The sequence below is a fragment of the Streptomyces sp. NPDC020742 genome, from assembly GCF_040641675.1.
In the GTDB taxonomy this organism is placed as follows: Bacteria; Actinomycetota; Actinomycetes; order Streptomycetales; family Streptomycetaceae; genus Streptomyces.
Genome location: NZ_JBFAEA010000002.1, coordinates 744,477 through 766,956, shown reverse-complemented (window position 1 = coordinate 766,956; position 22,480 = coordinate 744,477). Strand labels below are relative to the sequence as shown.

Sequence of the window (22,480 nt, the reverse complement as noted above, 5' to 3'; positions counted from 1 at the left end):
ACGGTAGCTCCCTTGACATCCCAGCGCCATGCCGATCCGATCACCCTTGCGGCCCTTCGCGCCCCTTCCCCCCACCCCGCCGGCCTGCCGGATCAGCCCGTCCCCCGGACCGGGCGACGGGCAGCCGAGCACCAACCGGCCTGTATGGCAAGCCTCGACGCGTCCCTGTCGATCGTGGCCGCCGACGCGGAATTCTTCCGCCTGTTCGGCCTCGATTCCACGGAAACGTGCGGCCGCAATCTCTACAGCCTTCTGCACCCCAGCGCCCCCGTACTGCTCAACCGGCACTTCGCCCGCCTCGCCGAGGGGCAACGAGCCCGGTTCGTGGAGCGGATGGTGGGGATACGGGGCGAGGAGGTGCCGTTCTCGGGTGAGCTGACCGGTGTTGCGGTACGGGGTGAGCCCGCCCAGGCACCGTCCTTCGTGGTGGCCATCCGGCCCGACGACGACGCTCCGGCCCCCGAAGGCGATGAGGAGGCACCGGCCCGGCGCAAGCAGCTGCTGAGCCAGCTCGATGCGCAGATCCTCGAAGGGGTGGCGAGCGGCGCCTCCACGGTTCAGCTGGCCGCCCGGCTCTACCTCAGCCGGCAGGGCGTGGAGTACCACGTCGGCCTGATGCTGCGCAGGCTCAAGGCGCCCAACCGGGCCGCGCTGGTGGCCCGGGCCCACTCCATGGGGATGCTCACCATCGGCAGCTGGCCGCCCCGGGTCCTGTCCGAGTTCGTGAAGGACTCCGACACCCGGCGCAGCCGCCGGGCCGGAGCGCCCGGGCAGCGGCCGGCGGGTGCGGCCGGACCGCGTTCAGGCCGTACCCGCCCCGAGACCGCCACCCCGCGTCCGCCGACGGCCGCCTCCCGCGCCCGTAGCGCGCCGGCCGATGCCCGTGCGTAACGTCCCGGTCGGCGGCGGCTGACCGGCAGCACCCTGGGGCGCCCCGGTCGGGGCGCCCCTTTCGTGCTGCGCGCTTCGCGCTGCGAGCGCGGCGACGACGTACGTGCGGACCGTCGCCGGACGGACCGGGCGAGCGGCCGCACCGCCGCCGTGCACGCTCAGGCCGCCGCGTCGGTGCCAGCGGACAACCGCGGTGGCCGGGGCCCGAGTTCGCAGGCACCGCCCCGGGATCTAGGGATTTCCCCAGGCGGTGTCGGTGACCATGGAGAGGTCGTCGGCGCGGCTCCTTGTGGCCCGACCCCCGGACGCCCGGAGCCGCGCCGGCGGCGGCGGCCGGCACCGTACCCGACCGGCCGCAGGCGCACCGGCTCCGAGAGGGTGACTCCCCCCGCCCTCTCTGGGCCGGTGGGCGCCTTTGCCCACCGCATGCGGGGCTCCGCCCCGTGCTGCGCGGCGCCCTCCCCCGCCGCGCGCGGTGGCGCAACCCGTTGCTGAATGCCCGGGGTTGACGCCGCCTCGGCTCCGCCCCCGGGCTTCCTCCCGGCTTCCCTCGGCGCCTCCCACTTCCCTCGGCTCCTCCCAGCTTCCGCCGCCGTCCGCCCGGCTCCTGCGCGGTCCTTCCGCGCCCGCGTCGTGCACCCATTCGTGCACCCGTTCTGCCGGTGCCACGGGCGCCCCCGCCGGCCACACGCACGGGCGTCTTCACCGGACTTTCGCCTGTGCGGTCCCCCCGGGTGTCTCCCGATCCCTCCGGATGGGAGAAACTGGAGAAAGATCCCAATGGGGAGAGGGCACAGACGTAGGTATGGACAGGCGACCCCCCGGTGTGTCCGGGGCCGGCCACGTGCCGCGCGGGGACGTGCGGCGGCGGACCGGCCGGCGCCCGACGGCCGTCCCTGCGTCCGGCCCCCGGCCCCTGAGGGGTGGCCCGGCACGAGGGTGCCGCGCACGGGTGCGGACAGGAGACTCCCGATGACCAACGGGATACCCATCGACGGAATCAGCTGTCAGCGGGACCGTTTGTCCCTCGCCAACCGCGAGGCGGAGACGGGATTACTGGCCGCACTCCTGCGGGACGCCCGGGCCGGGTCGGGCGCCATCGCCCTGCTGGAGGGTGCCGTCGGCACCGGCAAGAGCCTGCTGCTGCGCCGGCTGGTGTCGGGACCCGGCGTCGAGGGCGTACGGGTGCTCGAGGCGCACGGCGATGCCCTGGGCCACGACGTCCCGTTCGGTGTGGTGCGGCAGCTCTTCGAGCCGCTCCTGACCACCGTCGACGAGGTGCGGCTGGCCCGGCTGCTGAGCGGCAGCGCCGGCACGGCCGCCCAGGCGCTCCGCGGCACACCGCCGCACGGCGCTGCCGTGCCGCCGGCCGAGGACACCTCGTTCTCCGTGCTGCACGGGCTGTACTGGTTCACCTGCAACCTCGCGGCGGAGCGACCGCTGCTGATCGTCGTCGACGACGCGCACCGCGCCGACATGGCGTCGCTGCGCTTCCTCAACCACCTCGCCCGCCGGATCGAGGGGCTTCCCGTCCTGTTGGTGCTGTCCCAGCGGACCGGCGACGAGGCGACGGACGCCGTGCTGCTCTGCGACATCGCGGGGCAGCCGCTGTGCCGGGTCCTGCGGCCCGGACCGTTGACGTCCGAAGGCGTCGGTCAGCTGGTACGGGCCGTCTTCGGTCGTCCGGCGGAGGACGGCTTCCACCACGCCTGCCTGACGATCACCGGCGGCAACCCGCTGCTCGTCCACGCGCTGCTGTGCGTGCTGCGGTCGAGCGGCCGTCCCCCGGCCGTCGAGGAGCTGGCGGACCTCACCGCGGACGACGGCTCCTTCCTGCAGGAGGCGGTCCGCGCCGTGCTGCGGCGGCTGCCCGGGTCCGCCACGGCGGCGGCCCGTGCGCTGGCCGTCATGGGCGACGACGCCCTGCCGGAGGTGTGTGCGCGGCTGGCCGGCCTGGACGACGCCAACCACCTCGCGGCGATGCGGGCGCTGGCGTCCAACAGCCTGGTCTCGGCGGTCGACGAGGGCCGGCGCTGGTCCTTCAACCACGGGCTGATCAGGGAATTCATCGTGACGGGCATGCCGCCAGAGGAGGTCGCGGACGCCCATCGACGCGCCGCCCGGCTGATGCTGGACGCGGGGGCGCGCGCCGAGCAGGTGGCCGGCCACCTGCTGAAGAGCGATCCGCCGACCACCGAGGACTGGGCGGTCACCGTGCTGCGCGAGGCCGCCCGGGAGGCGTCGTTCCGCGGTGCCCCGGCGCTGGCGGCGGAGCTGCTGCGGCACTGTCTGCCCGAAGAGGGACAGCCGCCCGTGGACGCGACCCTGCTGGTCGAAGTGGGCCTGGCCGAGGCACCCGTGGACCCCCAGGCCGCCGCCCGGCACCTACGGGCGGCCCTGGACCATGTGCACGAGCCGCTGCTGCGCTTCCAGGTGTTGAGCTCGCTGGCCGGCTGCCTGACCCGCAGCGAGCAGTCGCTGCAGGCGGTGCGGCTGCTGGCCGAGCAGGCACCGACGGTGCACGACACCACCGGCGATCTGCAGCGCCTGCTGAAGGGGCAGCGGCTGCTGGCGTCCGCCGAGGACCTGCAGAGTTTCACGGAGACCCTGCGGGAGTACCCGTTCGACATCGACCTGCCCGGCGACACCCCCGGTGAGCGGGCCTTGATCGCCACGGGGGCCGGCCTCAGCTGTGTGCGTGCGGACCGGGCGCAGCAGTCGGCCGCCGCGGCCCGCCGGATGCTGAACCGCAGCATCCCAGGCGTGGACTCGCCGTTCTTCCTCGTCACGGCGGCGACGGCGCTGCTGTACGCGGGGCTGCCGGGCGAGGCGGACGCCGCGTACCAGCAGATCATCGAGAGCACCCGGCAGAGCCAGCGGCTGCCGCTGTACAGCCTGTGCCAGGCGTTGCGGGCGGAGGCGCTGTACCGGCTGGGGGCGCTGTCCGAGGCGCTGGCGGCCGTTCAGTCGGCGCTGCGGGTGGTGCCGCCCGGCGCCTGGGGCCGCACGCTGGCGCTGCCGATCGCGACGCGCATCCACGCGTTGCTGGACGTCGGTGACCTCGCCGGTGCCGAGGCGGCCGCGGCGCAGGCCCAGCCGTCGTCGACCCAGGAGACCTGGCAGTGGAACGAGTTCCTGTGCGCGCGGGGGCGACTGCGGCTGGCCCTGCACGCTCCCGAGGCCGCGCTGGCCGACCTGTTGGAAGCGGGCAGGCGGCAGGACCGGTGGACCCGGACGAGTCCCGCCGTGTCGTCGTGGTGGGTGTGGGCCGGCCGTGCACACCTCGCCCTGGGGGCCCGGGCGCCCGCGAGGGATCTCGCGGAGGCCGCGGTGGAGCGCGCCCGGAAGGGCGGCCTCCGCGACGCGCTCGGCGCGGGGTTGCGGCTGCTGGCGCAGACGGAGAACGCGCCGGAGAAGCTCCGGCTCCTGGAGGAGGCCCGGTCCGTCCTGGAGCACGCCCCGGCGCGGCTCGAACGGGCCCGGGTGCTGGTCGACCAGGGCGCCGCGCTGCATGCGTGCGGCCGGACCGAGGCCGCCCGGGAGACGCTCCGGCAGGGGCTCGATCTGGCGTACTCGCTCGGTGCCGGAGCGCTGCGGGCCCGGGCCAACGACGCGCTGCTGGCCACCGGCGCCCGGCCGCGCCGCATCACTTCGAGCGGCCTGGAGTCGCTGACGCCGAGCGAGGAACAGGTGGCGCGGCTGGCTGCCGGCGGCCGGACCAACCGGGCGATCGCCGAGGAGCTGTTCGTCACCCAGCGCACGGTGGAGCAGCATCTGACGTCCGTGTACCGGAAGTTGGGGGTGTCCGGGCGCCGGGGGCTGGGGACGTTCTTCGGCGCTGACCGGGCGGGGAGGTGACGGCGCGGCCGTGAGCCGCGGGAACGGGGCGCGGCCCGGCCCCGTTCCCGGCTGCCGCCGGCCGTCGTCGCGGCTCGTCATGCCTGCGGCCCCTCGCCCCCGCAGAGGGGTGCGGTGGCCGACCCGGTCGGGCGGGCGGTGGGGCCAGTGTGAGCGGCCGGTACCGCGACTGCGGTCACGACCAGCCCCGACCGTACGGCCCAGCGCCCCTCGAAGCCGGTCAGGAGGCGGTCGGCGAGCTGCCAACCGGGCACCAGGAGGCGTGCGGTGAAGGTTCCGCCGGCCGGGTCGAAGGTGAGGAACGCGTCCTCGAATCCGAGGGTGCGGCCGGTCATCGGGAACCACGCCTTGTAGACCGCTTCCTTGGCGCTGAACAGCAGGGTGTCCCAGGGCAGCGGCGGGGCTCCGGGGCGGTCGCGGGGCAGGTGGGCCCGCTCGTCCGGCAGGGACACGGCGTCCAGAATCCCGTCCGGAAGGGGCCTGGCCGGCTCGGCGTCGGCGCCGACGGCGAGCACCTCCTGGCGGGGTGCGACCGCGGCCGCGGCGTACCCCTCGCAGTGGGTGAGGGCGCCTACGGTGCCGGAGGGCCACCGGGGCTCGCCGCGGGGCCCCGGCAGGATCGGTACCGGCGGCGAGCCGAGGCCCGCCAGGGCCCGGCGGGCGCACCAACGGCCCGCGGCAAACTCCCGTTTCCGCTTCTCGACGGCGCGCGCCACGACGCGCTCCTCCTCGGGCAGCAGCACACCGGCCGGCGGCGCGCCGAAGGTCTCCGCCACGGAGACCGTGCCCGGCAGCAGTGCGCCGATCAACGTCGTTCCCCTCGCGGTGTCTCCGGTCATGTCTCCGGTCATCGCAGCTGCTCCCGCCCCCTCGCCCTAGTCCGGTGTCGCGCCGCACGGCAGGCGCCGTCCGATGCCAGGGTGAGCCTAGGTCCGGTGTGCCGGGTGTCCCACCGAAAGCCGGGATCCGGCGGGAAGTCCCGGGGAAATGACCAGACTTCCCGCCCCGGGGCCCGCTGCGCGGGTCGCTCGCCGGGCTCCTCCCCACCCTGCCGGTGGAGAGCCGGTGGACGGTGTCCGCGCCGCACCGGCCCCGGGAGCCGATGTGCCTCCACCCGCCCTAGCGTCGCGGCAGCCCACCGCAGGCCGGACGGTCCGGCTGCCGGACCGCTGGAGGCCGGTGCCGGTGATCGGCAGATTCCTTCACTGGCGGTGCTCGTCGGGGTCGGCGTCCGCACCGTGCGCCGCGGCCGGGCCGTCCGCTACCGGTGCGGCGGCCCGCTGTTCGGGGCGCGCACACCGACCGCGCCGCCCGCCTGAGGCCATAGCGCCGGTTCGTTCCGGTCGGGGGAAAGACGGCGAGTCCGGCCGGGGTGTGCCGGCCGGACTCGTCGTCCCGATCACTCGTCCCGATCACCCGCCCTGATTACCCGTCAGGTAGGGATCGGAGCGGTACGGTCAGTGGCCTCCCTCGTCCACCACCGCGACCTCCTCGATGTTCTGCTCGATCGCCTCGGTCGGCACGGCCGATGCCCGCGCCCAGAAGTAGATCCCCAGGGAGAACAACGTCACGAGCGCCATGTCCCACCACAGCGGGATGTGGTTCTGGCCGTCGAAGCCGCCCTGCCAGGCGATGATGCCCATGCCGATCAGGTACACCGGCAGCCACCGCGCGGCCTTCCAGTCCAGCCGCGGGGCGTTCGGCAGGCGCTTCTTCGTCGCGTACCAGGCGTAGCTGCCGAGCAGGATGTAGCCGATGATGATCGCGCCGCCGAGGCGCTCCAGGGTGTTCCAGCCGGCCCAGTAGATGATCAGGCTCGCAACGACGAACGACAGCGGCGAGATGATGTTGCCGCCGGGCAGGCGGTAGGGGCGCTCGTGGTGCGGCAGACGGTCGCGGAACACGCCGAACGCCAGCGGCGCACCGGCGTACATCAGCACGCTGGCGGAGGTGATGAAGGAGACCAGCTCCTGCCAGCTGGGGAACGGCAGGAAGCAGATCACGCCGGTCACGAAGGAGATGATCAGGCCGAACCACGGCACACCGCGGGCGTCGGTCTTCTCGAAGAGCCGGGGTGCGTAGCCGTTCTTGCTGAGGCCGTAGGAGATGCGCGAGGTGGAGGTGGTGTAGATCAGGCCGGTGCCGCCGGGCGAGATGATCGCGTCGGCGTAGAGGACCCAGCCCAGCCAGCCCAGGCCGATCACCGTGGCCAGGCCGGCCCACGGGCCGCTGATCCCGGCGTAGTCCAGCTTGGCCCAGCCGTGCGCGAACGAGGCCAGCGGCAGGGCGCCGATGTAGACGATCTGCAGCAGGGTGTAGATGACGGCGCCGATCACCACGGACCCGATGGTGGCGCGGGGCAGGTCGCGCTTGGGGTTGCGGCTCTCGCCGGCCAGCTGGATGGCCTGCTCGAAGCCGAGCAGCGCGAAGATGATGCCGCTGGTGCTGATCGCGCTGAGCACGCCCTTGGCGCCGAACGGCGCGAAGCCGTGCGAGGTGAAGTTGTGCGGGTGGAAGTTGGTGACCGCGATGACGAAGATCGCCCCGAGCGGTACGGCGATCTTCCACCAGGTGGCCGCGCTGTTGGTGTGCGCCAGCACCTTCACGCCGAGGAAGTTCACCGCGACGAAGATCGCCATCAGGATGACGGCGACGATGAAGCCGCTGGTGGTGAGGGTGCCGTTGGTGTGCTGCAAGCCCTGCGCCCAGGACCAGTGACCGGCGTAGCCGATCATGGCCTCGACCTCGATGGGGGCGACCGTCGCCGCCTGGAGCCAGGAGAACCAGCCGAACGACATGCCGGCGAGGCCGCCGAAGGCGTAGTGCGGGTACCGCGCCGTGCCGCCCGCAACGGGGAACAGGCCGCCCAGTTCGGCGTGCACCAGGGCCAGCAGCACGATCGCGACCGCGCCGATGCTCCAGGAGATCACTGCCGCCGGACCCGCCACCACAACGGCCTTCTGGGCCCCGTAGAGCCAGCCGGAGCCGATGATGGATCCGACCGAGGCCCACATCAGGCCGATGAGGCCTACATCCCTCCGCAGAGAGCCTGATTCTCGTGTCTTCGGGGGCGTGAGCTCGTCAACGCTTGCCATGGGAGGCCTTTCAAGACAGGACTGGCCGAAAAGTTGCCTCAGAGTAGGGAGCATTCAGAGCCCTGCAAAGAGCCGTTGACTGAATAGTTACTTTCCTTGAATTTCATTACCTAATTCAGGGCTTTACGTTGTGGACATTTGGCGGTACGGGACACTCAGATACCCCACGAACCGCTCCAAGTGACGGAAGGCGACCACGCCACTACACATTTCCTTGTCGACCGGAATTCAATTTGATCAAAATCTGAGCTTCGACGCAGGGGTTTTGTCGCTTACTGACACAAGGGTCGACTCCGGCCGCCGACGCACGTCGCGGTCACGCGACCACCCACCCTCACCACCCCAACGCCCCAGGTGAGCGAGCCCGCCGGCGCCCACTCCGACCGCGCCCGCCACATGACGGGAGCACACCAAATAGACTCCCGTGGCGACCGGAACCCCGGCCGGCTCCACCGTCGTGCACCCTGTGCACGGCCGTGCACCACCCGCACGGACCGGCCCGCGGGCCCCACACCCGTATAAGGACAACTCACCTGTGAAAACGAGCGTCATAGCCGGACTCTGCAGCCTCGCCCTCCTGGTGGGCATCGGCATATACGAGGGCAGCGCCGCCGCCGACGATCCGCTGACGCTTGCCGAATACCAGAAGATCAAGGCCGGCAGCAGCGAGCAGACGCTGCTCCAGTACGCCACCACCTGCCAGCAGGAGGACAAGGCGCAACCCCACGACGGCTACCCCATCACCTGGACGTGTTACGGCGCCGACGGCGCCAGCAGCGCGGTGTTCTTCTACTCAAAGGGCGTGCTCTTCAGCAAGGCACAGACGGGGCTCCTCTAGGCCGGACCGCCCCCGACCGTCGCCCGGCCCACCCACCGCGCAGAGGCACACCGCGAGGGCCGGGCGGCCCCGCACCGAAAGCCCCCCGCAACAGCGGCGTCTGACGGATGGTCAGCCCCAGCTCCAACGACGCGACGTCCCAACGACGCGACGTCCGTTGACCCGACGCCCCGATGACGCGACGGCGTCGGCAGGAAAGCAGCCCCTCTCCCATAAGCACCTCTTTACGAGAGCCAAAGCCGCAGTAAGAGGTCAAATCAGGTCGCTTGAAAGGGAGTTGAAGCGGCTCGACACCCTCCGCGACGCCTTCGGAATGCCCTCCTCCGACGATTCACCTTCCGAGCTGCGGCGGCCGAAAGCCCCCTCGTCGTACAGGCATGCGGAGTTGAGATACCCGTACAGCGACCAATTCCGGCCGAACGCCGGCAAACGGGTGGTTGCGGACGCCTGACGGCAACCGGACGATCGGTGTGATTCCCGCATGTCGTCCGGCCGTGCACCGGACCACCGGCATGCCTGTTTGCGAGGAGGTCCCGTGAACGAACGAATGAGCCTCAGCCCGGGTGCCGCACGGCAGCTCGCGACCACGACCAAGACCAGCCCGCAGATGCGCGGTATCACTCCGCGCTATCTGCTGCGCGCCCTGCCCTGGGTGGATGTGGAAGCCGGCGTGTTCCGCGTCAACCGGCGCCGTACGTACATCCTCGGCGACGATCGCATCAGCACCCACACCGACGGCGGTGCACCCCGCATCATCCCGGGCGACCTGCGGGAACTCCCCTACCTCCGGGAGGCGGACGACGCGCTGCTGTCCGAACTCGCCGGAGCGTTCACCGAAGTTCCCTTCGAGGCCGGCCAGTTGCTGGCTCAGGACGGCGACGCCCACGACCGGCTCTGGGTGATTGCTCAGGGCCGTGCCGAGAAGCGGGTCAGCGGACGCTACGGCGAGGACGCGGTGCTCGAAGTGATCGGTGACGGGCAGTTCTTCGACCTGGACGCCTGGACCCGCTCCGAGCCCCTGCCCTACCGCGTGCAGGCGCTCACCCCCGGTGTGGCCCTCTGCGTCGAACGCAGCGTGCTGGCCGGGCTGTGCGACCGCGACGCGTCGGTGCGGGGGGCCATGGACGCCTACCTCGCCACCGACGGGGTCCTTCCGGGCGCCGAGGTGCCGGTCGACGTCAGCTCCGGCCATGTGGGCGAGCCCGACCTGCCCGGGACGTACGTGGACTACGAAGACACGCCCCGTGAGTACCACATGACGCTCGCTCAGACGGTCCTGCGGGTGCACACCCGGGTCTCCGACCTCTACAACGGGCCGATCGACCAGGTCCGGGCGCAGTCCCACCTGACCGTGCACGCACTGCGCGAGCGGCAGGAAGCCTCGCTGCTCAACCACCCGGAATTCGGCCTCTTCAACAATGTGGCACCAGGACAGCGGGTGCAGGCTCGCACCGGCTCCCCGACACCGGACGACCTGGACGAGCTGCTGACCCGGGTCTGGAAGCAGCCGGGCTTCTTCCTCGCCCACCCCAGGACCATCGCCGCATTCGGCCGGGAGTGTACCCGGCGGGGCGTGCCCCCGGTCATCGACAACCGCTTCGGCAGCCCCCTGCTGACCTGGCGCGGGGTGCCGCTGCTGCCCTCCGACAAGGTGCGGTTCTCCGGTGGTGCCGGGATCGGCACCACCGAGATCCTGCTGATGCGGGTGGGTGAGGCAGAGCAGGGCGTAGTGGGCCTGCGCCCCGCGAAGATCGAGGACGAGGTGGAGCCCGGGCTGTCGATGCGCAACATGGGCGTCGACCAGAAGGGCATCACGTCGTACCTGATGACGGCGTACTTCAACACCGCGGTGCTGGTGGAGGACGCCCTCGCGGTGCTCCAGAACGTCGAGGTCGCCAACTACCATGACTACAGCTGACGTCGGGTGGGGGGACGTGCGCGACCTGGGGACGGGTGCCCTTCCGGAGGCGACGGCCGGACTGCCGGAAGCGACCCAGCTTCCCGGTACGGCCCCGCTTCCCGATCCGGCCCCGCTTCCCGGTACGGCCCGGATGCCGCAGCCGGCCCCGTCCACTCCCGCCGATCCCCTCGCCGCCACGCTGCCCTCCACCGAACCCCCGTCCTTCTCGCCGGAGTTGGCACGCCTGGACGTACCGATCCTGCACCGGCTGGTGAACGGGCGCCCGCTGGTCTGGCTGGACAACGGAGCCACCACGCAGAAGCCCCGCCAGGTGATCGAGGCGCTGGCCGGCTTCTACGGAACGGCCAACTCCAACATCCACCGCGGTGCGCACACCATGGCCCGGGAGGCCACCGAGATGTACGAGGCGGGCCGGGCCGCCGTCGCCCGGTTCCTGGGCGCGGGCTCCGCCGACAGCATCGTCTTCGTACGCGGCACCACCGAGGCGATCAACCTGGTCGCCCAGAGCTGGGGGCGGGCCAACCTCGGCCCCGGGGACGATGTGCTGGTGCCGGTGCTGGAGCACCACTCGAACATCGTCCCCTGGCAGTTGGTCGCCAAGGAGACCCGGGCCCGGGTGGTGCCCGTACCACTGCGGCCGGACGGGCAGATCGACCTCGACGGCTACGCCGATCTGCTGTCCATGCGCACCCGGCTCGTCGCGCTCAGCCATGCGTCGAACGTGCTCGGCACCGTGCCGCCGGTGCGCGAGATGACCGCGCTCGCGCACCGCTACGGCGCCAAGGTGCTGGTGGACGGGGCGCAGGCGGTGGCGCACTTCCCGGTCGATGTGCAGGACCTGGACGCGGACTTCTATGTGTTCTCCGGGCACAAGCTGTTCGCGCCCACGGGCATCGGCGCCCTGTACGCGAAGCCGGACGTGCTCGGCGGCATGGCGCCGTGGCAGGGCGGCGGCAACATGATCGAGTCCGTCGACTTCGCCCGTACCACCTTCGCCCCGGTGCCCCACCTGCTGGAGGCCGGCACCGGGCACATCTCCGGTGTGGTCGGTCTGCTGGCCGCGCTGAATTGGCTGACGGCCTTCGACCGGAACGCCGTCGCCGCCTACGAGACCGCGTTGATGACCCATGCCCAGCAGGCCCTGGCCACGGTCCCGGGGCTGACGCTGTTGGGTTCGGCACCCGACCGGATCGGGGTGCTCACCTTCACCCTGGCCGGTCATGACCCGGCGGAGATCGCCGACCGGCTGGATCAGGACGGGATCGCCGTCCGGGCGGGCCACCACTGTGCCCAGCCGGCGCTGGCCCACTACGGCCTGACGAGCGCGACGCGTGCCTCGCTCGCGCTGTACAACACCCCCGAGGAGGTGGACGCGTTGGTGGCTTCACTGCTCGGGATGCAGCAGAGCGGGTGACGCCCCGGCGGCCGGGGGCCGCGAGGGCACACCCCGTGCGCACGGCGCCGCCGGTGGGGGCGCGGTGGGTACGGGGTGTGCCGCCCGTCGGCGGTCGGTGCCTCAGACGGGCGGTGCCTCAGACGGTCGGTGCCTCAGACGGGTGGTTCCGCCGCCAGCCAGGTGGCGATGGCCTGGGAGATGGGCTGATCGGTGTCGAGCTGGATGAATCCGAACTGGCCGCCCTGGTTGCACTCCAGGAACCACCAGGTGCCGTTCTGGTCCTCGGCGAAGTCGAAGGCACCGTAAGCGAGTTGAGCGGTGGTCATATAGGCGTCGATCGAACGGCGGACGAGGTCGGGGACCTCGGCGGGCTTCCAGGCGCCGTTCTCGGTGAAACGGCTGTCCACCTCGTCCGGGTCGGCTTCCTTGCGGGCCGCGAAGAGGTCCCCGTCGATGCAGGTCAACCGGATGTCGGCCTGCTTGCGGACGTGCTGTTGGAGCAGGGTGGGGCCGGCCGCGACCGCGCTGAAGTCGGCGTCGGGGCTGATGCGGGTGGTCGGCAGGACCATCGGGGGATCGCCGGGGTGCTTGCCGGACACCGACTTCACCACGAGGTCCTGGTAGGTGGTGGCGAATTGGCGGGCGACCGAGGGGAACGAGGTGATCAGTGTGGCGGGCACGGTGAAGCCGCTCCGTTGGGCGACATGGAGCTGCCAGGGCTTGTAGCGGGCCTGTGCGGCCGCCGCGGGGTGGTTCATCCAGCGGGCCGGGGTGCAGGTGAGCATGCCGTAGAGCGCCTGGTCGGCCTCCGCGGTGAGCCAGGTCGAGGGCTCGTCGGCGCGGATCCCCGGCGTGCCGGGCCGGCGGACCCATACCGAACGCAGGCTGCTCAGGCTCACCATGCGCTCGTCGGTCTTGAGGTAGCCGTGGAAACCCTTGTTGACGTAGTCCGCCGAGAGGTCGACCCTTCCGGGCAGGTCGGCGGGGTCGAGGCGGACGAGCGGGACACCGAGGTCGTGGAGGGTCGCGACGACCATGTCCGCGGTCAGGTCTTCCTCGCAGGTGAGGACCAGGACGGTCATCGACGCTCAGTCGTCGAAGTGGGTCTTGGAACCGGCGGTGGAAGCCGTGGTCCCGGTGGCCAGCAGGACCGCCCGGCTACTGGTGGCCGGGCGCCCGTCGGGCAGGACGTTGAGTTGCCGCGTGGCGTCGTAGCTGTACGGAGTGGTGGCCGCCGACTTCACCGCCGGACGGGCGTAGCTCAACGCAAACGGTCGCATAACTTCTCCTTCAAAAACCCCGTGATCGTCCCCATGGCACAGTCTGGGACGGGTACTTCGCCGGACGACTCTGCACAGATGACGCAACTGTTCGGTCAATAGTTGCCACCTTTGCTCGGTTCCTGCGTTCTGCTTGACGCACTTGGCGTCAGAACGTATTTGTCGACCGATCTATACCGCCTGAGAGTGAGAACGGCACTACGCCGCGTATTCCCTTCCCGCGGTGGCGCGAAGGGGCGCACAGCAGGCTCACCGGCGCCTTCCGAGGAGCGCATCCACGCGGGCGCACTTATCGCTACACTCTCGCTCTGCTATATCAACACTACGCAGAGCGAGCACCGGTGTGGGGTAAGGCTGCGGGTGGTTTCGGGGGTGGCGCGCATGGTTTGGCAGGTTGAATTCGCTCCAGCATGCGGCATCGACGAGCAGGATCACGGATACCTCATCGACGCCCTGTGCGACGTTGCGGTGCTGGACAGCGAGGGTGCCGGGGCGGCCGACGGGGACGCGCCAAAGGGATACTGGCCCGCCGGGGTGCACACGGTCACGGTGTTACGCAGGCTCGCCGGCGGGCGCAGCGGTTCGGAAGTCCTGGAGATCGAGGTCGGGGTAAAGAGGGCCGCCGTCTTCCGCCAAGTGGCGAAACTGATGAGCCATGACGAGGCGAAGCGGGAGTGGCAGGCATTCACCGCGCTGGCGAGAAAGCACGACGACACGCTTTACGTGCCGATCGTCGCGGTGAGTCGATCCGTGATCGACGAACAGTATGCGGTGGACTTCAAACGGCACGTGGTGGTCTACGCACATGTCCGGGACCGGGACCAGAACACCGAAGGGACGGTCCGGTCACTGGAAGACGTGGTGGTTGAGGCCATAGAGAATCCGGATGCCACCGAGCAGGGTGTGGCCACCCTTTCGGCAATGATGAGTACGCTCCGGAACAAGCTCTACCGGCAGGCCACCTCGGCCTCGGAACAGCTCCTGCGGCAGGAGAACTGGAGCCTCGGGCCCAATGTGGTGCTCAAGGTCGATGCGATCGACGCACCGGAGCAGGGCCCGGTCCGGCTGGTGGACGGGAACCCAGGCCCGAAGGAGCTCAAAAGGCCCGCGGTGACCTCCAGCGACCTGATGCAGGCGTCCACCGCCCCTCCGGGCCGCGGCCGGATCCTCGGCCCGGGCGACACGGTGCGGCTGATGCTGAACCGGGCCACGGTGCCACGCCGGGCCGCGGGGGAACCCCAGGTGGTGTCCGGCGCATTCAACTCCGTGCGCGTGCACGTCGAACTGACCGGCAGCGCGGGTGCCGTCACGGATGTCGCCGGACTGATCGGTGAGCGGCCGCTGGATGTGTACGCCACCGTCCGGTACACCCGTGCGCAGCAGTGGTCGCAGTTGTTCTCCGCCGGCCTGCGCACGCGGGGGGACTTCGCCGAGACCGCACACCTGCTGCAGTACGACGGCATGACCGTGGGTCATCCGATGGCCGCGCTGGCGGGCGTGCTGTCCGCGTCGGCCGAGGCGAGGACCACCTCCCATGTGCACGGCGACCTCAATCCGCGCAACATCATGTTCTGCGAGAAGAACCCGTACCTGATCGACTTCGCGTCCTTCTCGACGGACGGCTATCTGCTCTCCGACCTCGCCTGGATGGAGGTGTGCACCCTCCGCGACTGCGTCGCCCCCGCGCTCTCCTGGGCCGATCTGGTGCGGCTCCAGCGGTATCTGGCGCTGCTCACCGTCGTCACCCCGCTGTGGGGAGCCGATGCGGTGGCCGCGGCAGCGGCCTTCCTGGTGGAGTCCGTCGCCGCCGAGGCGCCGGTGCTGAGCCGCTGTCTGGCCCTGCTCTGGGCCCTGCGGTTGGGCGTGTGGAAGACCGTCCCGGACGACGACCGCGAGGCCTGGCCCCGCCACTACTTCCAGCATCTGGCCCTGGCGGCCTGCCGGACGTTCAAGTGGGACGCCGGGCAGCAGTCCGAGCAGCAGATCGGCGCGTCCACCGCGGTCGCCGGCGTGGCCTCGGAGTGCCTGGGGGTCGCGTACCGCAGCTTCTTCGACCGGTGGACCGTCGGCCAGGCCCGCCTCGCCCGGGACATGCTGCTGGGGAACCCCGACGAGCTCAGCTGGCCGTCGGCCGATCTGCTGACCGCCGCCCTGGTGGCCGCCGGTGTCGAACGGCCGCGCAGGGCCGGCTCGCCGGCCCGCCGGGTGACCGAGCGGCTGTTCGGCGGACCGCTGGCGCCGACCGTCGAGGAGCTCCAACGGCACTGCCGGGACAAGGAGTTCGACAGCACACAGCACTTCCGCGACTTCACCTACATCCCCCTGGAGGGCCGGGTGCTGGCGCACGGCGAGCCCTATGTGCAGCAGGGCGAGGGGGCGCTGACCGTCGCGCCGAAGACCTGCCTGGACCTGCTGGCGCAGCATGACGTCGCGGTGCTGGTGGCCGACTCCGGGTCGGGCAAGAGCGTGGTGGTCCGCGAGCTGAAGATGCGCATGATGAACGCGTTCGCCAAGAACGCCGACCCGACTGCCGCCGCCGACACACCGTGCTGCCTTCCGCTGTCGGTCAGTGCGGTACGGCTGAGCATCGAGCTGCCGGGCGCGTCCGACCCGGCGCCCGCGGCCGTTCTGCGGGCGCTGATACAGGTGCCGGACGAGGTGTCGCAGGACCGGCTGGAGCGGCTGCTGGAGATCGGGGCGGTCCATCTGACCGTCGACGACCTGCACAAGGTCGAACTCCGGCACCGCAGAAGCGTCACCTCCTGGCTCAAGGACCTGCACGTCAGGTACCAGCAGGTGCGCATCGTGGTGTGCCAGCGCGGCGGGGACTACCGGCCCGAGGTCTTCGGGTGGCCGGCGGTGGTGCTGCACAAGGTGCGCGAGCAGCCCGCGCGCGCCTTCATCGCCGATGAGTTGCGCAAGCGGCATCCGAACGAGTGGCAGGCGGAGTTCGCCCGGCTGGAGGAGCTGCTCTTCAAGGACCCCTCGGCCGTGGCGTTACGCGAACTCGCTGGCCGTCCGCTGTTCTTGAAGATGCTGGTGCGGCACTTCGTGGACACCGGCGATCTCCCCACCAACCCGGGCGTCCTGGTGCACGCGTACCTGGAGCGGATGCTGAAGACGGGTGAGCACGTCATTCCGGTCGTCCAGCAGAAGGAGATGCTCAACAAGCTGGTGAGCCGGCTCGGGGACGCGGGGGCGCTCAGCCGTGAGGAGGCCGTGCAGGTCATCGAGGACCCGGCCCGGGCCGACGCCGAGCAGGACCTGCAGACCCTGCTGTCGACCACCGCCGTCCAGCAGGACGCCTCCCGGGTCACCTTCTGCAACCCGCTGGTGCAGGCGCTTTGTGCGGCGTCCGTGCTGCTGGACGACGCCCAGGACGGCGCGCCGTCGGTGACCGACCGGATCCGGACCTTCGGCTGGCGGGACGCGGCGCTCTTCCTGGTCGCCGATCCGCATGCCGACCCGGAGACCGTCGCCTCGGTGCTGCAGACCGCGGTGGAGGCGAACCCGTGGTACGGGGCGATGCTGCTGCAGGCCGCGCCCGAGGACGCCGTACCGCAGGTGCGACAGGCGTTCCTGGAGGCCCAGCACGCGGTGTTGCGGTCGGTGACCAGCGGCCGACCGGCCTGGCGGCGCTCGGCGTACGCCCTGGCCAAGTACGGAGCGCCGTCGGCCATGGACGTCCTGGAGCGGGTGGCCCTCGACCAGGAGAGCGCCCCACAGGCGGTGAAGGCCGCGCTGGACGGCCTGGTGATGATGCATCAGTGGTTCGTCCCGGACGCCACCACCGCCCTCAAGGAGGTGCTGTGCGGGCTGCTGGATCCGCCGCCGGGCCGCAGTGTGGGGGACTCGGTGAGCGTACGGGCGCTGCGCAGCATCCAGGCCGCGGGGTTGACCAGCCTCACCGGGCACGCCTGGTCCCGGCTGGAGCAGCCCGGCTCGTCCTGGGAGGTGACCTCCCAGGCGTGGGACACGCTCGTACAGCTGGAGGTGGTGCCCAGCCGGGCGCTGCGCGCGGTGTATGCGCAGGCCTGTGCCCGCCGACTGTCCGAGATCGACCGGGAGCTGGGCTTCACAGCGGCGACCGAAGCGGCGGAGCGGCGCAACGAGGAACGGCTCTTTCTGCTCCAGCAGTTGGCGGCCGAGGGCGACCTCGAAACCCTGCTGGCCTACCGCTTCCGGGCGGGCCTGGCCGAGTGCCCGGACTGGCGGGAGATGCTGGACGAGGCCGCCCGGGCGTTACAGGCCGGCTCCCCGCAGAGCGTGCTGGCCGGTGCGCTGCTCGACCCGGAGATGTTCGGCGCCGGGCCCGAGGGCTGGAAGGATCTGCTCACCCAGCCCAATGAGCACCTGGCGGTGATCGGGGCGCACCGGCTGCTGTCGGACGGCCGGGTGCTGGGCGCACCGCTGCTCGAGGAGATCGGCGCCGCCCCGGCGTCGGCGAAGCGGCTGTCGATCGTGGCGGCGTTCGTGCACTGCCTGCCGTCGGATGACCAGGGGGTGCTGGAGCGCCTGCTGGAGCCCGTCCTGGCCGCGCTCACCGCGGAGTTCATCGACCCGGTCTCCGCTCTGGTGTCCGCGGCCGGCACCCTCGACCACGACCTGGGGCTGCGGCTGGCTCTCCAGGTGCAGCAGGCGCTGATCAAGCACGGTCTGGAGCAGCAGGCGGTGCACTGGCCGTGGTGCACGACCTGGCGCGGGGTGCTGCCGCTGCGGGCGGAGACGGCGCTGTTCGTCGACGAGCAGGGCATCGGCTCCCCCAGCCTGACCAGCCTGCTCGGCAGCGTCGATGTGCTGCTGGACGCGCCGTACGTCCAGCCGATGGTGCTCTCCCCGACGGTGCGTCAGCAGTTGCTGTCGCTGCAGCCGGAGAGTCCGGAGGGAGTAGCCGCCCACCAATTCGTGATGCTGGCGGCGAGCGCCGGGCTCCACGAGGCCCTGCCGTTCGTCCACGAGGTGGCGGCCAGCCAGTACAACGTCAGCACCGTCATCACCCACTCGCACGGCGAGCACGGGCTGGTGCGGGTCTCCCTGGCGGCGCACGCCACGACGGCCATCGGTTACCTGGGGCGGCTGGCGCTGCTGGAGGACCTGATGCTGGAGGCGGACGGCGCGGAGCAGGCCCTGCACCAGATGGCGTACGAGACCGATGCGTTGCACCCCAGCATGGAGCGGGCCCGGCTGGTGGGGCTGGGGTACTGGGGGAACTGGCGGGATCTGCTGGTGGCGCTGTCCCCGGAGGATCCGGTGCTGACCGCCGCCGCCCGCAACATCGTCAACCACTGGCTGCCGGGACCCAGGGACCGAATGGGTGAAGCCTGTTTCCACAGCATCGGGAAGTGGACCACCCAGGCGCTGGAGAGCGGGAAGCTACCGGCGTCGGAGCAGGCGGTGCTGACACAGATCCGCGACAGCGCGGAGACCAGACTGGGGCGCTATGTCCGGTGAGCAAGGGTGTTGCTTGGGGAACTCCGTGGATCGGGGAACGGGGCCCGGTGCGTGCGGCTGCACGGCGACGCAGGACGGCACAGCGACGCCGTGTGCGACGACGACAGCACCGCAGCGGCGCATGCCGGCCCCCGCGAACCCACGAAAATCCGGGAGGAGCCCCTTAAGGCAGGCCCATCTCGCGCTTGGCAGCGGCCACCACCACCCGCCGGCTGCGGGCCGCGGCCACCAGGGCGTCCTGGCGGTCGGCCCCGGGCAGTGCCTCCTGGGCAATGCGCTGGCAGCGCAGGAGGTCCTCCCCCGCCCGCAGTACCTCCGTGGAAGCCAGGAGGCGCAGCCGGGTCAACTGGCGGCGCATCTCGGCGTAACAGGCCTGGGCGGTGTCGGGATCGACGGGCCGCTCGTCGGGGGCGTACCGCACGAGGTCGGAGTGCGCCCAGCTCGCTTCGAGGAACGCGACGAAGGCGTCGGTGAGCGATTCGCGCGCCCACTTGCGGTGATCGCGTCGGCCACCGACGACCGTCGTCACGATCAATGTGGCCAGGCTCGTCGCCGCCGCCACCCATGCCGCCCACGCGCTCGGATCCCCCATCGCTCCATTGTCTCCGTACGCGGGTGGTTCGGGGGGCGAAATCACATGGATGCGACGGGTGTCAAGCCCGCAAACTCATCTCATTTTCTCCTTGGCCTAGTGGTGTCCGCGGGTGGACAGTCATGGCAGGGGAGTCAGGCGGCCGGCACCGACGCCGGCCGGTTCGACCGTTCCTTGGGGGGGCATGGCCATGGCGGCAGCTGAAGCAGACCGGCCGGACGCTAGCGGGCGCGAGGAGGCCGCACCGTTGTCGCTGCAACGCGCGATGGTGGACGTCCTGGCCGATTCACCCCGTCTGGCCTCGCATTCGGGGCGGCGGGCGCTGGTCCGGATGCTCGCCCAGTCCCTGGACGATCCGCTCAGCGAGCCCGACACCCAGACCCGTTCCCTGGACCAGTTCTCCCAACTCGTGGCCGAGTGCACGGCCCTGGCCGAGGGCGCCGACGCGCTGGCGGACGCGGTGGGGACGTTGACCGGTGATCCCCGGACCACCCGGCAGTTGCGGCTGCTGTGCGACCGCTGGTCGGCGCGTTCCTGGCTACCGGAGTCCGAACTGCTGTGTCTGGAAGACCTGTTGAACCAGGTGTCGTCCGACGATGTGCATGTCGTCGCACAGGCCGCGCTGCAGCCGCTGGCCACGCCCCTGCCGCTGCACTGCACCCACGCCTGGAGCATCCTGCTGCATCTGCTGCGGCGCAATGCGCTGCCCAGCGGGCTGCCCCCGTTCATGGCCTTCCTGGAGTATCTGGCGGCCACCGTCGACGAGGCCGTCGGTGAGCAGATCCGCAGTTGGACGCTGCGGCACGCCAAGGAGTCGGGGCTGGTGGCGTCGCTGCGCGAGTGCCGGGCGCGGGCCACGTCGGTGCAGTTACCCGATGCCGCCGACCGCCGGGTGATGTTCGTGCTGATGCCGGACGGGCTGGAGAACGACTACTACGTGATGCGGGTGTGGCACGACGAAGGAGGTGCCTACGACGGTCCGCCGCTGCGGGACGACGACACCCGGGTGCGGGCCGGGGACATCTCCCGTGCGGTGACGGCCCGGCTGCGGAACGCCCTGGACGCCGGCCAGCGTGCGGACCTGACCGTCGAGTTCTGGCTGCCGCTGGCGTTGGTCAACCAGCCGGTGTGGGAGTGGTGCCGGCGGGCCGGCGGGCGGGACGCCGAGTGGGACTGCCGGGTGCTGGTGCGCAGCCTCGACCGGCTGCAGTCGCCGGACTCCCACAGGTCGTGGCGCCGGCGCTGGATGTTGCTGATGCGGGAGGACGCGTCGACGCCCCCGTGCGCCGGCCGCCGTGACACCGCGGACGAGGTACGGCGTTCCCGGGAGCCGCTCGTCCTCACCTCACCGCCCGATGTGGAGGACGGCCGCAGGCAGCTGATGGAGGCCATCCACTCGGGTGTGCCGGCGATCCTGTGGCACCGTCAGAACTGCTCGAAGTCGTTCCGGGACTCCGTGCAGAACCTCATCCACCAGGGGCCGTTGAAGGATCTGCCCAGCCGGATCGGTGAGATCCACCAGTCGTCGGGGCCGTTGGGCGACGAGGCGGAGCTGCTGCGCGAGGTGACGCTGCTGTGGGACGACCCCAACCGTTCGCTGCCGGTCCTCAAGCCGCTCGTCGCCCCGGACGAGGTCACCACACCGTGAGCATCTTCGAGGCCGCACCATGGCTGATCACCGCCGCGCCGGCCGCACCGGTCGCGCCCGCCCGCGGCCGCGGGCAGCACACCACCCGGACGGTCTTCGCACCGGCACCGGACGGGTGGCCCTCGGCCCTGCCGCTGCCCGCCGCGGAGGCCGCGGTCAGCGCGCTCCAGGCGCTGGGCCAGCCGCAGCCGGAGGGCACCGGCGTCCGCCACCCGGCGGCGGACGCGTACGCCATACCCGCGGCGCCGGGGCCGGTCAGCCCTCCGGCATCGGACCCCCAGGTGCAGGAGCTGGTCCTGGTGGCCGACACCGGTCTGTCGATGTCCGCCTGGTACCCGACGGTGAACGCGTTCGCGGCGTCGGCCTGTGAACTGCCGCTGTTCAACGACGTCCACCTCGTCATGCTGCGCAGCCAGTCCTCGACCACCGCCGAGGACCTCGTCGACCGCAAGGAGGTGGCCCGACTCGGTCTCGACCGGGAGGCGCCGCCGCATCGCCGGAAGACCGTGTTCGTGATCACCGATGCCGTCGGCGCCGCGTGGAAGCGCGGGCTGGTCTGGCGTGAACTGCGCGCCTGGGCGCAGCACCACACGGTGGCGATCCTGCAGGTGCTCCCGCACCACGACTGGAGCCTCTCGGGCATCCACACCCGGCCCCGTCTCCTGCGTGCGCTGGTGCCGGGATGTCCCAACAGCGAGCTGGAGGTGGCGCGGCCGGGCGACGTGCCGGTGGCACCGCGGTGCAGCGCCCCGGAGACGGACGAGCAGCGCCTGCTGATTCCGGTGCTGGAGATTCGCAAGCGGTGGCTGGACCAGTGGGTGCGGCTGATGACGTCCCGGCGGTGGGTGCCGCAGCAGGCACTGGAGGTGCCGGTGGCGGCGGGCCTGGTGCCCGCCCCCGGCTCCGCCCCGGACGCGGAACGCAGCCCGGAGCAGCGGATCACGGAGTTCCGCACTGCGGCGTCCGACAACGCCTTCACCCTTGCTGTGCTGCTGGCCGCGGCACCGCTCAACCGCCATGTCATGCAGCTGATCGCCGCCGAGCTGCTGCCCGCCGCCGGCCCCGGCGACCTGGCGGCCGTCCTGACCAGCGGGCTGCTGATCTCCGTTGAGAACGCTGCGGAGCAGGACGATCCGCACGACCAGGTGGTGTTCGACTTCGCGCCCGAGGTACGCAAGAAGCTGCTGTCACTGGGGGAATCGGCCAAGACGCGGCGCGTCGTCGGGCTCCTCGACCGGTATCTGGGGCCGCATGTGCCGTCGATCCGGGGGATCAGTCAGCGGGTCAAGAACCCCGCCACCGCCCCGCCTCCCGAGATCACACCGCAGGCGCCGCCCTATCTCCGCGTCGAGTGCGAGGTCCTCAGCGCCCTCTCCGGCGGCTCCACACCGCACCGCGAGGCGGCCGAGCTCCTGCAGACGAAGATCGAGGAGTTCGCGGCGGCGGACGCGCGCCGCGAGGCCGACTGAGGCCCGCCGGCCGGCTCCCCGTGGGCCCCGCCGCCAACGGA

At 71.4% G+C, this 22,480-nt stretch carries 13 protein-coding genes; 8 read left to right on the top strand and 5 right to left on the bottom strand.

The annotated features are described in order from the left end of the window. The first annotated feature begins 84 nt into the window (after positions 1-84). Positions 85-891, top strand: a complete 807-nt coding sequence (locus AB0G84_RS07425) for a LuxR C-terminal-related transcriptional regulator (protein ID WP_361316887.1) — start codon at positions 85-87, stop codon at positions 889-891. 972 nt (positions 892-1,863) lie between these two features. Next, entirely contained in the window at positions 1,864-4,749 is a 2,886-nt protein-coding gene (locus tag AB0G84_RS07420) for an AAA family ATPase (RefSeq protein ID WP_361316730.1), read from the top strand. A 77-nt stretch (positions 4,750-4,826) separates the two neighbouring features. Here AB0G84_RS07420 and AB0G84_RS07415 read toward each other — a convergent pair whose 3' ends face one another. Continuing rightward, complete coding sequence (locus tag AB0G84_RS07415) at positions 4,827-5,600, bottom strand: 4'-phosphopantetheinyl transferase superfamily protein (protein ID WP_361316727.1); 774 nt, start codon at positions 5,598-5,600, stop codon at positions 4,827-4,829. A gap of 606 nt (positions 5,601-6,206) precedes the next feature. Next, positions 6,207-7,844 (bottom strand): APC family permease, encoded by a 1,638-nt coding sequence (locus AB0G84_RS07410; RefSeq protein ID WP_361316724.1) that lies wholly within the window; start codon positions 7,842-7,844, stop codon positions 6,207-6,209. Between the two features lie 535 nt (positions 7,845-8,379). On the opposite strand from AB0G84_RS07410, the gene AB0G84_RS07405 reads away from it, so the two are divergent. The 3 genes from AB0G84_RS07405 (at position 8,380) to AB0G84_RS07395 (ending at position 12,017) form a co-directional block, all read left to right on the top strand. Then, positions 8,380-8,682: a hypothetical protein gene (locus AB0G84_RS07405; RefSeq protein WP_361316722.1), complete on the top strand. Its 303-nt coding sequence runs from the start codon at positions 8,380-8,382 to the stop codon at positions 8,680-8,682. A gap of 535 nt (positions 8,683-9,217) precedes the next feature. Continuing rightward, positions 9,218-10,600 (top strand): family 2B encapsulin nanocompartment shell protein, encoded by a 1,383-nt coding sequence (locus AB0G84_RS07400; protein ID WP_361316719.1) that lies wholly within the window; start codon positions 9,218-9,220, stop codon positions 10,598-10,600. After that, the gene (locus AB0G84_RS07395) at positions 10,587-12,017 is read left to right on the top strand and encodes a cysteine desulfurase (protein ID WP_361316717.1); all 1,431 of its coding nucleotides are present in this window, start codon (positions 10,587-10,589) and stop codon (positions 12,015-12,017) included. The genes AB0G84_RS07400 and AB0G84_RS07395 overlap by 14 nt, the downstream gene beginning before the upstream one ends. A 134-nt stretch (positions 12,018-12,151) precedes the next feature. On the opposite strand, the gene tgmB is transcribed toward AB0G84_RS07395, so the two are convergent. Together tgmB and tgmA are read right to left on the bottom strand one after the other, a co-directional pair. Further along, positions 12,152-13,081, bottom strand: coding sequence for an ATP-grasp ribosomal peptide maturase (gene tgmB / locus AB0G84_RS07390; RefSeq protein WP_361316715.1), 930 nt, complete (start codon positions 13,079-13,081; stop codon positions 12,152-12,154). A 6-nt stretch (positions 13,082-13,087) separates the two neighbouring features. Further along, the gene (gene tgmA / locus AB0G84_RS07385) at positions 13,088-13,279 is read right to left on the bottom strand and encodes a putative ATP-grasp-modified RiPP (RefSeq protein ID WP_361316712.1); all 192 of its coding nucleotides are present in this window, start codon (positions 13,277-13,279) and stop codon (positions 13,088-13,090) included. A 381-nt stretch (positions 13,280-13,660) separates the two neighbouring features. Between tgmA and AB0G84_RS07380 the strand changes: the two genes are divergently transcribed. Then, positions 13,661-18,730: a hypothetical protein gene (locus tag AB0G84_RS07380; RefSeq protein ID WP_361316709.1), complete on the top strand. Its 5,070-nt coding sequence runs from the start codon at positions 13,661-13,663 to the stop codon at positions 18,728-18,730. A 163-nt stretch (positions 18,731-18,893) separates the two neighbouring features. On the opposite strand, the gene AB0G84_RS07375 is transcribed toward AB0G84_RS07380, so the two are convergent. After that, positions 18,894-19,322, bottom strand: a complete 429-nt coding sequence (locus AB0G84_RS07375) for a hypothetical protein (RefSeq protein ID WP_361316706.1) — start codon at positions 19,320-19,322, stop codon at positions 18,894-18,896. 247 nt (positions 19,323-19,569) lie between these two features. Here AB0G84_RS07375 and AB0G84_RS07370 point away from each other — a divergent pair, with 247 nt between their 5' ends. Together AB0G84_RS07370 and AB0G84_RS07365 are read left to right on the top strand one after the other, a co-directional pair. Further along, positions 19,570-20,970, top strand: a complete 1,401-nt coding sequence (locus AB0G84_RS07370; protein WP_361316704.1) for a hypothetical protein — start codon at positions 19,570-19,572, stop codon at positions 20,968-20,970. Beyond that, positions 20,967-22,439 (top strand): SAV_2336 N-terminal domain-related protein, encoded by a 1,473-nt coding sequence (locus AB0G84_RS07365; RefSeq protein WP_361316702.1) that lies wholly within the window; start codon positions 20,967-20,969, stop codon positions 22,437-22,439. The genes AB0G84_RS07370 and AB0G84_RS07365 overlap by 4 nt, the downstream gene beginning before the upstream one ends. Positions 22,440-22,480 lie beyond the last annotated feature (41 nt).